This window comes from Nitrosospira briensis (assembly GCF_900115125.1).
Classification (GTDB): Bacteria; Pseudomonadota; Gammaproteobacteria; order Burkholderiales; family Nitrosomonadaceae; genus Nitrosospira; species Nitrosospira briensis_A.
This window is the reverse complement of the sequence record NZ_FOVJ01000008.1, coordinates 58,131-72,284: the sequence shown is the minus strand read 5'-3', so window position 1 is coordinate 72,284 and position 14,154 is coordinate 58,131. Positions and strand designations below refer to the sequence as shown.

Annotated in this window: 12 protein-coding genes; 2 read left to right on the top strand and 10 right to left on the bottom strand. The window is 54.9% G+C overall.

Translation table 11 applies throughout. The features are described 5' to 3' along the window. Nucleotides 1–7: 7 nt before the first annotated feature. Together BMZ14_RS13130 and BMZ14_RS13125 are read right to left on the bottom strand one after the other, a co-directional pair. Complete coding sequence (locus BMZ14_RS13130; RefSeq protein ID WP_256208627.1) at nt 8–3,133, bottom strand: DUF748 domain-containing protein; 3,126 nt, start codon at nt 3,131–3,133, stop codon at nt 8–10. A 129-nt stretch (nt 3,134–3,262) separates the two neighbouring features. Further along, nucleotides 3,263–3,637, bottom strand: a complete 375-nt coding sequence (locus tag BMZ14_RS13125) for a DUF2784 domain-containing protein (protein ID WP_074798329.1) — start codon at nt 3,635–3,637, stop codon at nt 3,263–3,265. A 159-nt stretch (nt 3,638–3,796) separates the two neighbouring features. Here BMZ14_RS13125 and BMZ14_RS13120 point away from each other — a divergent pair, with 159 nt between their 5' ends. Continuing rightward, nucleotides 3,797–4,774 (top strand): sulfite exporter TauE/SafE family protein, encoded by a 978-nt coding sequence (locus tag BMZ14_RS13120; protein WP_074798327.1) that lies wholly within the window; start codon nt 3,797–3,799, stop codon nt 4,772–4,774. Between the two features lie 130 nt (nt 4,775–4,904). Here BMZ14_RS13120 and BMZ14_RS13115 read toward each other — a convergent pair whose 3' ends face one another. The 4 genes from BMZ14_RS13115 to BMZ14_RS13100 form a co-directional block, all read right to left on the bottom strand. Continuing rightward, nucleotides 4,905–5,453, bottom strand: coding sequence for a TlpA family protein disulfide reductase (locus tag BMZ14_RS13115; protein WP_074798325.1), 549 nt, complete (start codon nt 5,451–5,453; stop codon nt 4,905–4,907). 93 nt (nt 5,454–5,546) lie between these two features. Next, nucleotides 5,547–7,493: a protein-disulfide reductase DsbD gene (dsbD, locus tag BMZ14_RS13110; RefSeq protein WP_074798323.1), complete on the bottom strand. Its 1,947-nt coding sequence runs from the start codon at nt 7,491–7,493 to the stop codon at nt 5,547–5,549. 16 nt (nt 7,494–7,509) lie between these two features. Then, nucleotides 7,510–7,791, bottom strand: a complete 282-nt coding sequence (gene cutA, locus BMZ14_RS13105) for a divalent-cation tolerance protein CutA (protein WP_371265776.1) — start codon at nt 7,789–7,791, stop codon at nt 7,510–7,512. A gap of 10 nt (nt 7,792–7,801) precedes the next feature. After that, nucleotides 7,802–8,806, bottom strand: a complete 1,005-nt coding sequence (locus BMZ14_RS13100) for an SDR family oxidoreductase (RefSeq protein WP_083396796.1) — start codon at nt 8,804–8,806, stop codon at nt 7,802–7,804. A gap of 58 nt (nt 8,807–8,864) precedes the next feature. Between BMZ14_RS13100 and BMZ14_RS13095 the strand changes: the two genes are divergently transcribed. Then, nucleotides 8,865–9,902: a CDP-6-deoxy-delta-3,4-glucoseen reductase gene (locus BMZ14_RS13095; protein WP_074798319.1), complete on the top strand. Its 1,038-nt coding sequence runs from the start codon at nt 8,865–8,867 to the stop codon at nt 9,900–9,902. A gap of 122 nt (nt 9,903–10,024) precedes the next feature. Here the strand turns inward: BMZ14_RS13095 and BMZ14_RS13090 are convergent, their stop codons facing one another. Genes BMZ14_RS13090 through hemC form a run of 4 tightly spaced genes read right to left on the bottom strand, consistent with a single transcriptional unit; the run spans nt 10,025 to nt 14,056 of the window. After that, entirely contained in the window at nt 10,025–11,236 is a 1,212-nt protein-coding gene (locus BMZ14_RS13090; protein WP_074798317.1) for a heme biosynthesis HemY N-terminal domain-containing protein, read from the bottom strand. Beyond that, on the bottom strand, nt 11,233–12,294 hold the full coding sequence (locus BMZ14_RS13085) for a uroporphyrinogen-III C-methyltransferase (protein ID WP_074798316.1): 1,062 nt from the start codon (nt 12,292–12,294) through the stop codon (nt 11,233–11,235). The genes BMZ14_RS13090 and BMZ14_RS13085 overlap by 4 nt, the downstream gene beginning before the upstream one ends. After that, nucleotides 12,291–13,094, bottom strand: coding sequence for a uroporphyrinogen-III synthase (locus tag BMZ14_RS13080; protein ID WP_074798314.1), 804 nt, complete (start codon nt 13,092–13,094; stop codon nt 12,291–12,293). Before BMZ14_RS13080 ends, BMZ14_RS13085 begins: the two co-directional genes overlap by 4 nt. Continuing rightward, entirely contained in the window at nt 13,091–14,056 is a 966-nt protein-coding gene (gene hemC / locus BMZ14_RS13075) for a hydroxymethylbilane synthase (RefSeq protein ID WP_074798410.1), read from the bottom strand. The genes BMZ14_RS13080 and hemC overlap by 4 nt, the downstream gene beginning before the upstream one ends. Nucleotides 14,057–14,154: the final 98 nt, after the last annotated feature.

The window sequence follows — 14,154 nt, the reverse complement described above, 5'->3', positions numbered from 1 at the left end:
ACAGTATTTATCTGAGCGAGAATTCTACCCGGCTACCGGATTTCTCGCCATCGGCCTCCGCCTCGATCTTGGGCGCGAGCACGAACACTCTGTCACCGGCAACCCCGCCCCGCTCGATCACCCAGTCCCGCGCCGCTTGGGCGCGGCGCTCCGCAAGTTGTCGCATTTCGTTATCACCGGCATCAATGTTGGCCAGCATTAATTGCTCCATTTCCGGCACAGGCAGGCTTTTTGTAAGGCCGATTACATTTTTTGGCTTCACGAACTTTGCTTCCTTGTAGGCCATCGTCAAATACCTGGCGTATTCCTCGTCGCTCAATTCGACGTCACGTAACGAGTCCACCGCCTCTCCCTTTTTTACCTTCTCCGACAATTTCTGCGCTTTAACCCTGCGTTCAAGAAGGCTGCGCTTGAGAGCTTCCGGGTCATGCAAGGCATCGGCCCAACCAGTGATGTCGAGCTCGAGCGCGGGACGATCTATCAATGCCCTTGATAAGGTCTCGAGGATTTTCTCGGCTTCAGGCGTAAGCTGTGCCTGGCCAGGTAAAAAAGTTATCTGGGATAACTCTTCACCGCCGAAGAGCGAGCCAAGCATTGCAAGAGGCGCAGTTGCGGCTTTCGTGAGAAGATTAATTATGGCGTCGAAGATGACGCCGCCCAGGCTGAATTGCGGATCGTTGATGGAACCGCTCACTGGCAGGTGAACATTAATTTCTCCACGCCGGTTCTTCAAAAGCGCTAGCGCGAGATTTACCGGGATCGACAGTGCATCGGGACTTTCAATTTTTTCGCCGAGAGTCAATTGATCAAGAAAAATACTGTTTTCCGCTGTCAGCTCGCCTTTTTCGACATGATAATGAATATCGACCGATAGCTTGCCTTTCTCGATAGCGTAGCCGACATATTTGCCTGAATAGGGGCTGAAAGTCGGCATATCGATGCCCTTGGCTGACGCCGTAACGTCGAGGAAGAGTTCGCTGCCCAGCGTATCGACTTTGCCTACGATTTTCAGCGGTGCGGTTTTGTCCACTGCGCCACGTATATCGATTTCTCCCGGCTTTCGCGGATCCAGAGGACCGACGCGGCCTGTCAGTCCTGTCAATCTGGCCCGGTAGTTGGGCTTGATGAACTGATCGTGAAAATTGACGTTCCCGCCCTGCATTACAACGCGTCCGATATGAACGGGTAACGGCGCAGGTTTTTTTTTCTGGGGAGCACTTGCTGCGGCAGCCTGGGTGAGGGTCGCGGAAATTGCTTGCTGCCCGGCCTCGGAACGGTTAGCCGAAGCAGTCTTTACGCCTGCGCCCCCGCTATCGTCCTCCCGGACGATATGTTTAAGATTAAGTTCTCCTTCAGGCGTAAGTACGACGTGGGCAAAGAAGTCTGCAATCGCAATAGAGGCAATCTTGACGCGCAGCGGGTCATTAACGAACTCGATGCCATCAATGTCCAGGTTTCGCCAGCGCATGAGATCCGTCGTGCTCAGCTTGTCCACGACATTAAAATTGGTAAATTGGCCCTTTCCGTTTACTGCCACTTTTAATGGCGACCCATTCGCTTGTATATTGCCATTGAAAGATATGGCGCCTCGCGTAAGTAGCGCGTTCAGGCGGTCGCCCACCCAACCCTGAAGCGCAACCAGATCAACGTCCCGGGCATTTATCTCGAGATCTGCGGTCACCGGGGACCAGCCCAGAGCACCGTTTGCTTCGAGACTCCCGCGTTGATTTATCGCGGCCTTCAGGGCCAGTTTCAGCGGTGCTGCGCCGGTCAAATCAATATCGCTGACAGTCAGGTCGACTGGATCGGCAACCATCGGTGCCAAATTTTTCAGGGTGCTGTCTTCAAAGCGCAGTATCGCCCCTGCCAGCTTCAAACTGCCTAGCTGCGCAGACCAGGGCTTATCCGTCTCCGCCTTGGCGGAGGACGGCTTCGGTGCCTGGGTAGCCCCCGGTGCCTGCGCAAAGAGCTTTTCCAGATCGAGGCGGCCATCAGGTTCGCGGCGCGCCGATGCCTTGAACCGGTCCAGCACGACCGTACCAAGCGTGACCGCCTGCCGCTTGGTGTCGACCTCAACCTCATCTATGCTTAACTTCGGCAAGCTCAGTAAAGGGTCTGAATCTTCCTTCGGGATCACTGAGGCTTCCGACAAAACCAGCGAGGCGCGCGACGGCTTCGCACCATTAAGATTGATTTCGGTCAGCTTGACATCGAGTTGGTCCAGTTTTGCTGTATACGGCGCTTCCACCGCCTTATTCTCTATCTCCAGCTTCCTTAACGCTGTCCGGCCGCTCAGGACGATACTGGGCGGCTGGCCATCAGCCTGTGCAAACGTCAACAATAAATCACTGTCAAAATAACCGGAAAGCAGCCTGATGCCGGTCGGGACCGGCGAATACTCGTCTATTCGGGTAAGATCCACATTGCTGAGCTTAAGCTCAAGGGTCGCCTCCCGATTTTGGGTAAACGGCCGCAACCTTCCGTTTAGCTCCACTGGGGCGTCATTGATCTTCGCGGTGAAATATGGTTCTACCCAAGATTTCTCATCACTTTCGAAGTTGGCGATGAAGGGTATGCCGATTCTGATCCCGGAGATTTCCTGATGACTCTTTTTAAGCCGATCGACAAATTCGAACCGGCCGCCTTCCACCAGAATGTTACTCACTGAAAAATTCGTCTCACCGCCTTCGTCGGGCCGTTTCAAGAAATCTTCGATCAGATCCGTTATATTGAAACGTTGATCGCTTTCGCGAACCAGACGAAACGCTGGCGCTGTCAGCGACACAGAGCTGATTACCGGCGCGCCGCGCGCAATAGAGGCAATGCTAAGGTTAACGTACAGTTCATCAAGGGAAAAAAGCGCCTTTGCGGCGTCAATACTCGTTTCCTTTTCCCCGATGCGGAAACCGCGTACCGTCAATTCCAGCGTATACGGTTGAATATCGATCGACTGCACTGTAACAGGCCGCTGCAGGGCGTCCGATAACGCTGTTTCCAGCTTGGTCTTGGCATACCCCGGCAGCCAGAAATAGCCAATCAGCCCGAACAGGGCGATGACGGCGGCAAAAATGCCAAGACCGGCAACGAGTCGTCTATTGCGGGTAAAACGATGAAGGAGCATTCTCGCAGACATGGTCACACGGTTTCCTGGAAGAGTTCGGGAAGCAGCGGGATAGGTTAACAACCGGAAATTTAAGCCTTTCTTTGCCAACTTTACGCTTAGCTTAAAGTTGGGTCAATTACTGTGGCAGGTTAAGGCCGATCACAGGGACTTTCGAGGATGGGGCGGAACGAGTCTGAAGGTAATGACGACCAGAAGTGCAAATAGAACATAAATTCCTGCGAGTAGCCACTCCGGCACGTCGTAAAAGAGGATGCGGTGCAGCCATCGCTGAATGAAACTTCCGCCCGTTTCCGTACCGCGCAACTGGTCTTCCAGCAGCGTCAGCGGACATACGATGCCGATGAGAGACTCGACAACAACGAAGAGGATGGCCGAAATATGCGCAAACCGAAACCGGCGATTCCGTATAAAATCCAGCCTCATCCATGCGCCGATCCAGATGAGCGGCAGGCTGCCGACGACAAACAATACAAAAATGAAATGGATGACGAGGATGATATCGGCTAGCAGCATACTATTCCATTGTCTTCGAATTCATGATCAGTACATCCTCCACCTTTTCTTTCCGTTCGGAAAAAGCAAAAGAATAAACATATTCTATTAGGTTATTTCTGGATATTTGCCGGTATCGGTATAGTGTTACGCCAATAGAAGAGGCAGAGAAGCAGACTTATGAAGATTCGCAACCTGGATCTAACAGGCAATCCGATAAATGTGGAACACCAGCAATTAGGACTTCCTCCTGTGGAGGAGCCCGTCTCCCATCCTGGAGCGCATCCTCTCCTTCAGGCCGCAGTGTGGTTCGTTGTTGTCGTGTTGATTGCATTGGTCATATTCTTGACTGGGCGCTTTTTTATTTCCAATCACTGGTTTGGCGGCTGGCAAATCATTGGCGAGACAGTCAGTGGCAGAGATTTCTGGACGGCCGTAATGGTCGGGTTTTTTGCACAAGTGGTGGATGGCGCCTTAGGCATGGCGTATGGCGTTACAGCTACTTCGTTTCTGTTGGCGACAGGCGCTACGCCCGGAGTGGCAAGCGCGAGCGTGCATATTGCGGAGATTTTCACTACCGGGGTTTCGGGTATTTCCCATGTAAAGTTCGGCAACGTCAATAAAACGTTGTTCATACGTTTGCTGGTGCCCGGTATTCTGGGCGGAATATTGGGCGCGGTGCTGGTGACCCAGGTGGACGGCGCCATGTTCAAGCCCTATATCTCCGCCTATCTGCTGCTGCTGGGGATTTACATCCTCAGCAAGGCATTTCACCCCCTGCGCTTGCGCGAGAATGCCCCCAGGCATGTCGGAAAGCTGGCGTTATTCGGCGGATTCGTAGATGCAGCGGGGGGCGGCGGCTGGGGGCCGGTGGTCACCTCGACGCTGGTGAGCTCGGGAAACGATCCACGCACCACTATTGGCTCCGTCAATTTCGCGGAGTTCTTTCTGACGCTGACAGGCGCGGCTGTATTTACATTGTTGATGGAGACGAACACCTGGCCCATCATCGTAGGGCTGGTATTCGGCGGCTTGTTTGCAGCGCCGTTCGCGGCAGTACTGTGCAAGAAGCTTCATGCCCGAACTCTGCTGATACTGGTAGGGGTATTGATCATCAGCATCAGTCTATATAATCTGTACCGAGCCCTTGCCGCCTGAAAAAACGGCCCGGTCATAGGCCCTTCCAAGGGGACCGGCAGCTCAGCCCGAACTCATCAGGCGGTATGGAAAACGACCAGGTCCACACAACCCGGTAGCCTGCGATAACTGCGTGAAGACGAGCTTGTTCCTATAGCAAGGGCTGGAACATCGATTCAAGATTATCGCGGCTGAGGCGGCCTAGTTTGGTACCGGTGATTTTCCCGTTACGGTCGATGACGACAGTAAAGGGCAGTGCTCCCTGGCGGTTTCCCGCTGCTTCAGCAAGCGTCATGGCCTTCATGTCTCCGACCAGCACGGGATAGTTGATACCCATCTCCTTGCTGAAAGCTGCCACCTTTTCTTTCTGATCCACTGCGATTCCGACGAAAACCAGGCCTTTATCCCTGAATTTTTCCTGGAGTTCAATGAACTCGGGAATCTCCTTGCGGCAAGGTTCACACCAGGTCGCCCAGAAATTTACGACCACCACATTCCCCCGCCATTGCGAAATGGCCTGACTCTCGTCTTGGAGATCAGGCAAGCTGGCCGCGAATATCACCTCGGCTCCTTTGGCCGCCGCTGCCGCATCGCCGGGCTGAGTATTGCTGCTCATCAGCTGGCCGCGCAGCAAAAAACCGGCAGCCACGGCAAGCACCGCAACTCCTGCATACAACAATATCTGTTGCGATTTCGTCATTTAGGCATTAACCCAGAGGAAAATATACTTCAAGGCCACGCCACCGGCTCTATAATTGGCGAACACGCTTCGATTTTTCAATCCGGCAGGCTGCTAGATCAGCACTGCATTGAGTATCTTCAGAAAGCTTTCCTTGTCCTGGTATCCGATGAGCCTGACGCCTGGGACCTCGCGCCCCTGCGGATCAAGGAACAGGATACCGGGCGGGCCAAAAAGCTTGAAGCGCTTAAGTAGCGCCGCGTCATCAGGCGTCCCTGCGGTAACATCAACCTGCAATAGCGTCACATCTTTCAGCCGGGACTGCACTTCGGGGTCAGTAAAGGTGAAGCGCTCCATTTCCTTGCAGGAAATGCACCAGTCAGCGTAAAAGTCCAGCATGACGTATTTGTTTCTGGACTGGAGAATATGCTGCTCGAGTTCCGCTATCGACTTCACTTGCTGAAACGCCAAATGCCCGGCTGGTTCAATGCCATTTTTTTTCATTCCAGTCGCGTCGACGGCGGCAACGTTTATCTTCGAGAGAGGTTGCAGGATATCCCGGCTACCTGAAAAAACACCGATCAGCAGTGCGACGCCGGTCAGTAGCGCAATAATACCCAAACCCTTCAGGAATTTTTGAAGGCCGGGCGCGCCTGGACGCAGCGGATCGATGGCGTGTAGATAAATGGCAGAGATGATTAATAAAACTGACCACAGTAGCATATGCACTACCGCGGGAATAACGGGCGATATCAGCCATATTGCGACCGCCAGCAACAAAACACCAAAAAATTGCTTGACCGACTCCATCCATGGGCCCGCTTTCGGGAGTAGCGCCCCGGCGGACGCACCCAGCATCAGCAAGGGCACGCCCATGCCCAGAGCCATGGAAAAGAGCGCTGAGCCGCCCAGCACGACATCCCGGGTCTGGCTGATGTAAAGCAGCGCCCCAGCCAGTGGAGCCGCCACGCAAGGTCCCACGATCAGCGCCGACAATGCCCCCATGCCAAACACACTGGTAAGATGCCCGCCTTTCAGATGGCCTGCCTCCTCGGAGAGCTTGCTCTGAAGAAAAGTGGGTAACTGCAATTCGTAGAAACCGAACATGGAAAAAGCCAGCGTTATAAAAATCAGCGCGAATGCGCCGAGTACCCAGGCGTTCTGCAAGGTTGCCGACAGCATGGCGCCGGAAAGACCTGCCGCCACGCCAGCCGCGGCATAGGTAATTGCCATCCCCATTACATAGGCCAGAGACAGGATAAACCCGTGCATCTTCGTTATGCGCTCTCCCCGTTTGGCGATGATTCCCGATAAAATCGGAAACATGGGAAACACGCAGGGAGTGAACGAAAGCAGCAGGCCGATGCCAAAGAAACCGGTCAGAATCAGCCAGAAATTTCCGGTCTCGAACATTTGCTCTATTTTGCTTGATTCCGTCTCGATGGGGGGCGATGCGGAGGACTGGAACAATTCATCTGCCGGGCCTGGCTTGATACCTGACAAGGCCGGTGCCGCCGAAGCATTCCCACTCACCGCATCGGCAACTGCTCCCGCTGCCGCTTTCGCCACCGGGAGCGTCAGTTCAACAACTTTATTGATCGGGGCATAACAAACCCCTATTGGCTCGTTGCAACCCTGGTAAGTCGCTACCAAGGTCAACTTGTCGGTTGACGTTGCGTCGCGCTTCAGGGAAATCAGCGCCTCGAACGGGTCGTGAAACACTTCGACCTGTCCAAATGTGAGATCGCTTTTGACCGTACCCTGAGGTAGCGAGATCTTCTCGACCGACGTTCCGGTGTCTTTGGGCTTGAACGCAACCTTGTCTTTATAGAGATAATAGTCTTTTGCCGGCTCAAATTGCGCCACCAGCGTATTCGCATCCCGGACCTTGACCGTCAGTTTGAACGCCTGGTCCGGAGGCAGCAATTCCTGCTCAGTCTGATCAAAACTTGCGCCAAGCTGTTTTAACCCTGACAGAAAGCCGGAAGACTGCCTCTCCTGAGCGAAGACGCTGACGCTGCAAAAAAACAGTAACAAGAAGAAATATCGGCTCAGGCGCATAGAAGACAGATTCTGTTCAATTGTTGTCCGGAGTTGATGTTTCCCCGGCGATCCAGTCCAGGTAAGCGGGAAGACCGTTGCTTATTGGGACAGCAATGATTTCAGGTAGTTCGTAGGGGTGCAGGGAGGTTATCAATTCCTCTACGCGCCCATAATGCCGGGCAAGCGTTTTGACGAGCACTGGCACCTCTGCCGTGCTCTCGTTTTTTCCCTGCCAGTGATAGACCGATGTGCATTCCGCCAGTACGTTCACGCAGGCCGCAACCCGCTCATCGATCAGTTTTTGAGCAAGCGACATGGCCCCCGCCCTATCGGGCAAGTTGGTAATGATGAGTATGGGTTCCATCTTGATGAGCAGGTCTACCGGGGTCGACTTTCTCTTTCCTTGAAATAGATCCGATTTTACTATTTTCCATGGCTTTCGCTGCGGCTCCCTCGGCAAAACATTCCGCGACGGTGGGATAGCGCAAGTTCACGTGCAACTCATGCTTGATGCGGGTATTGGTGAGCCTCCGCGATTCCTGCATGAACGATAGCATGCCCGGCCCTATGCGTGCCTCTGCGTGAATCCGGGGAATACGGGGGGGTCGTGGCAGCTCGAGCCGGTCTGCTACCAGGTCGAAATACTCGCCCATTTTCAAGTCCGAGTCGTCGCAGGCGTGATAGATCCTTCCGGGTTTCGCATGGCGCAGCGCAGCGAAAAGAATACGCGCAAGATCGTCGGCATGTATATGGTTGGTATAGCTATCGTCCTCCGGCAAGAGTACCGGTGCACCTTCGCGCAGACGGGCGAACGGCAGACGATCGTCTGCGTAAATTCCAGGCACGCGAAGAATCGAAACATTCACTCCGTTGCGCAGCCCCCAACCGCGTATCTGTCTTTCGGCATCGGCACGGCGCAAAGCACGTTCCGTCTGCGGATTGATCAAGCGGGTTTCATCTACCTGCGCACCCCGGCAGTTGCCATATACACCGCTGGTACTGATGTAAACAAGGCGTTGTGGTAATATTGCCTCCTTCATCTTTGGCCGCTTTGCCAGTGCTGCCAGGAGGTTTGCAGTGCGGGTATCTCGTCGACCTCGAACAGGTGGCGGAGCAAGGTGCAGAACTGCATGTGCCATTCCGGCCACCTTGCCAAGACTACCGGGTATGTCGAGATCTCCAGATACCGGCGTAATTCCATGCCGACGCAGGAGGTCGCGGCTCTCCGGCTTGCGGTACAGGCCCAGCAACCGATAGTGCGCCTGTAGCAGAGGAGCCGCACGCAAGGCGATGTCGCCGCAGCCAACAATTAAAAGAGTCCGTCGTTTCATCGCATTCATTTTGTTTGTCGCCAGTTAGGGCCTGTCTTACTGAATCATTCACAACCCGATGCCGCATCAAATTACTATCAAGCCGAGCGGCCACGTTTTTTTCGCCCAACCTGGTGAAACCGTATTGCAAGCGGCGCTTCGCGAAGGTTATTCACTTCCCTATGGGTGCCGAAACGGCGCGTGTGGCACTTGCAAGGGCAAAATCATACAGGGAAAGGTCGATTTCGGCAGCCATAACGAAAGTACGCTTACGGAAATCGAGAAGCAGGCGGGGATGGCTTTGTTTTGCTGCGCCGTGCCACTGTCGGAACTTGTCATTGAGTGCCGCGAGATCGGGGCAATAAAGGATATCAAAATCAAAACGCTGCCGTGCCGTGTTCAAAAGCTGGAACGGGTCGCGCCCGACGTGATGGTTATTTCCCTGAAGCTTCCCGCCAACGAACGCTTGCAGTTCCTCGCCGGGCAATATATCGATATTCTCATGAAGGACGGCAAGCGCCGAAGTTACTCGCTGGCTAATGCGCCGCACGATGACGAACTGCTGCAACTGCATGTCCGCAACTACAGCGGTGGCGCGTTCGCCGAGCATGTGTTCACGCGGATGAAGGAGAAGGACATCCTGCGCTTCGAAGGACCACTCGGCACATTTTTCCTGCGTGAGGATTCAGACAAACCGATCATCTTCGTAGCCAGTGGCACAGGCTTCGCGCCGGTTAAAAGCATACTCGAGCATGTATTTCATGGGCGGAACCTCCACGGCTACCGGCAGATGGTGCTCTACTGGGGTAACCGCACCAGCGCGGATCTTTATATGGCGGAACTGGCTGGAAGCTGGCAGCAGGAGCATGACAATTTTACCTTTATCCCGGTGCTTTCCGAGTCCCCACCCGCGGATAACTGGAGTGGAAGGGCCGGGCTGGTGCATCAAGCCGTGCTGCAGGATTTCGATGATCTCAGCGGGTATCAGGTATATGCGTGTGGCACCCCGGCAATGGTGGAAGCCGCCCACAGGGATTTCACCAGGCTGCGCGGCCTCCCCGAAGATGAATTCTTTTCCGATGCATTTACTACATCGGCCAGCCAGCCAAAGCCCTGAATTTGTCTCGTCCCATCTGAACCCTGCAATCCAGGAAGAACCCACTCCGGCAGTTATTTGCGGGAAAAGCATTCCATCTGCTCTGGAATTTGCGCTACTGTCTGCCCTGGGTCCCCTTTGGCTTAAGCTTGCTCCCGCGCATCAAGTCGCCTCAACGCAAGTTCCAGTCCCTTGCCATAGTGATCCTTTGCCAATTCAGGCCGGTCAAGTTTCTCGTTCAATTTCGCCAATGCGAGATGAGCGGGATAACCAGGTTCCACTGAAAGGCTCGCCTCCAGATAGTTCTGCGCCTTGCCCCACAACTCGCGCTGGACGCAAAGCCTGCCCAGCGCAAGCAGCAAGCTTGCGTCATTGGGATGAGCGCGTAGCCAGGTTTCAGCACGCTCAATTTGCCTGATGGCATCATCGCCGAGACATTGCGCGTACAACTCCGCCAGTTCGGAATCCCATTGGCTGTCCAGGCTCTCCTCGATAATCTGACGGGCAGTTGCACAATCACCCATCAAGGAATACGCACGGGCAGCAACGGCGGCCACCTTGCTGTCTCTCTTGTCAGTTGAAGAAGTATTCTGCCAATACTCCTGCAGCGCCTGCGGATTCAACGTTCTGCTCTTGAGATTTTCCACATGAGCTTGGCGGCGTAGTTGCTTCATCCGCGTTATGTCTGTCGCGTCAAGCTGTTCCAGTTGCGGGAGCAGACTCAGTACCGCGTCCCAGTTTTTCAATTGCCGCTGCGCTTTCAGCTCCAACCGCAGCGCAGCGGCATGCTGACGCGTTTCCGCGGTGTGCAGGGACCGCAATATCTTCAGCGCTTCTTCAGGACGGTGTTCATCCAGCAACAATTCAGCCTGTGTCATCAGCCGGACGGTTATTTCCTTTGGTGCGTTACTTTCCGCCATGGCAATAAACTCATCGCGGCGGGTATATTTTCCCAGTTCGTGCGCGGACCGGGCGGCGATCAGCGCACTGATCGCGCTAATGACGGGAGATTCTTTCAGTTCCAGTGCGGCAGCAGAAGATTTCTCGGCCTTGGCGTAGCGGCCCTCGAAGAACGCCTTGAGCCCGTCCAGCATCGCGCTGCGTGCTTTCTCGCGGCGCCGGCGAGAGCGGAATTCCTTTACCTCCGCCGGCAGTCGGAGGGTAATGACGGCAAGCCGCAGGATGAAATAGGTTAAAAAAAATAGCGCCAGCAGCAATACCGCCATTAGGTTGAGCGATAGTTCGAGCCGATAAGGCTGGGCCACTACCAGTACATACCCGCTGTTATATCTGGCGGCGAGTGTCACCGCCACCGCGACGGAAAACAACACCAGAAGCCAGAGCGCCCACTTCATCTATTTCCTCGATCGCGCGCGATGCGATAATTGCGCACGGCATCGAGACTCGCGGAAATACGTGGCAGCTCGATACCCACTTCGCTGTTGCGCAGCTGATGCAGCGATTCGAGAATATTTGCGACCGGTTTCGACTCGTTGTCATAATACCGGCTGATCCAATCGACGGATGCGTCGAGATCAGCCTTGAAGCTGGCGACGTCGCGCGCGAGCAGCGCATGTCGAGCCGACAGCAGGCGCAGCTTCAAATTCTCACGCAGGAAATATGCCTGCGATGGCGATAGCAGTGCTATATCGGGCTTGTTCATGTATTGAATCCGGACCAGGCGCTTTACGTCCTCCCAGGCTTCGCGCGCGAATCTGAGCCAAATGTTGCCGGTCTCTGGAATTGCACCCCCGGAAGAGGCATTTTCCTTTGGACGAAGCTCCATCTCCAGGGGCAAAGCATCCACCGAAGCAGCAAGATTGTCCAGGCGGAGACTGATCCCCACCGTATCCAGATACGGGGCGGACTTAAGAACATCCATGTCCTGCGAGAGAATTTTGCGTAATGGGGATAACTGGGGACGATCAATCCGCTGCAGCCGGGCATCGGCTTCCTGCATCGCGATGAGAGCAGCTTTAACGTTACTTGCCAGTTGCAGTTGTTGATTCGCAATAAGAAGCAACTGCTCGATTTCCTCCAGCGTTGCTTCATCACGATTACGCGTAAGCTCCTGGTACAGCGCCTCCAGCGCCAGTTGCTGGCTCTGCGATTCAGCCAGTTTGGCTTCCAGCAAATTCACCTTGGTTTCTATCCGCCGCCCTGCCTCCGTCGCCTCTACCGCGACATTGCGCGACTCCTTGCCGGACGCATCCGATTCGGCCAGCCGTTTTGCCAACTCATGTTGCAATCCGGCGATCTGGTCGCGGGTGTCATACCACTGCCACGCCATCACGGGGATAAAGATCAGGGCAAGCAGCAAAAAAGGGTTGACGCGCGCAGCCAGCCACGAACGCGATCTTTTGCCTGATCGAGGTGGCTTGCCGGTATCGACGGATTGAGTCTGTGCACTCATATTTTCGTTGAAACACGATTCTCGCCGCTGGCTTCCGGCCGAAAATAATGCAACAGGCCTTCCATCAGGCCGTCATCTCCAGCAGGGGTTAGGATTACCTGACCAAACCCGAGCTTCCTTGCAGCTTGAACGATTCGCTCGTGGGAAGCAAACAATGGTGTTTTCTTGAGCGGCGCCTGACCAGCCTCGCCAACCATATCGCACAAATTGCGCAGTCCTTCGCTGCTGGTTATGGTAATCGCATTTATCCTGCCAGTTGTCCATGCCAGCAATAGTGGAGCGACATCGGAATTCGGCTTGATGCGGCGATAGCATTCAACATATTCTACGCTGGCGCCCCGCTCCAGCAATGTTTCACCGAGCAACTCGCGCCCCCCGTCCCCGCGAAAAATGACGACATGCTTACCCTCCACCTGCGTTAATTCCAGCGTGTCCAGCAAGGCCTCGCTATCGAAACGTATGGTTGGCGCGATTACTTCATTGACGCCAAAATTTCTCAACTCCCTTGCAGTTCCCTGGCCGACCGCCGCGATTTTCAAGCGGGACGGCAATGTCCGCCTTTCTCTTATCCGGTTCATCGCCTTGCGGACGGCGTTGGGACTAACAAAGACCGCAAGGTCGAACTCATCCAGACGCTCGGTCAAATCCAGCAGGGGACGCTGATTCGCCATATCCAGGATCTCCAGCACCGGAAATAAAATGGGATCACCTCCCGCTGCCTGTATACGATCAGCAAGCGCGCGCGCCTGATGAGCCGGGCGCGTGACCAGGACATGGATCCCGGCCAGCGGATGGTTCACGGATGGCTCACGGGCTCAGCTGCTCTCGATCCCAGCGCCGTCAGAATTTCTTCCGCACCCTGTATCTTCAAGTTTTGCGCCAGTTGTGCGCCCATTCCCATCCCCATGCCAGGATCACCGCTTACTTCATCACTTATCATGCGGGCTCCATCCTGGCTGGCGACGAATCCCCGTAGCCGGAGTATGCCCCCGCTGATTTCCGCAAAGCCTCCCAGCGGTACCTCGCAGCTTCCGCCCAGAGCGCGGCTCATGGCCCGCTCGGCTTCGACGCATTGAGCCGTCGGAAGATGATGCAATGGCGCCATGAGCCGAATCAAATCGGTCCGCTCTGCCCGGCATTCGATTCCGAGCGCACCCTGCCCAACTGCAGGCAGGCTCAGCTCAAGGCTTAGCAGAGCCGTAATGCGACCCGCCAGCCCCAGCCGTTTCAAGCCGGCAGCTGCTAGAATAATTGCCGAAAATTGTCCTTCATCCAGCTTGCGCAACCGGGTCTGTACATTGCCGCGCAAGGGCTGCACCTGCAAATGCGGAAAACGTGCGCGCAACTGACTCTCGCGCCGCAGGCTGGAAGTCCCCACTATACTGCCGGGAGGCAGGGCGTCGAGGTTCGCGTGTCGATTGGAAATAAAGGCATCTCGCGGGTCTTCCCGTTCGGCGATAGCTGCCAGAGCGAATCCAGGCGGCATATCCATCGGCACGTCCTTCATGGAATGCACCGCGATATCGGCGCGTCCTTCTTCCAGTGCCTGTTCCAGCTCCTTGATGAATAATCCCTTGCCGCCGATTTTAGAAAGGGACACATCAAGAATCTGATCGCCGCGGGTCGTCATACCGAATATGTCGAGTTCGGTTTGCGGGTATAATTTGGCAAGCCGATCACGAATGAAATTTGCCTGCCACAAGGCAAGTGCGCTTTCACGCGTTGCAATAACGATTTTTGCGGGTATGGATGAATTAGGCATTATTATTACAAATGAGAAAGTGACGGAATTGCTTCGGGTGCCCATTTTAGCATGCTGGGCGTCCAGCCGGATGAAGTGCGCACGCATCCGCTCGGTCC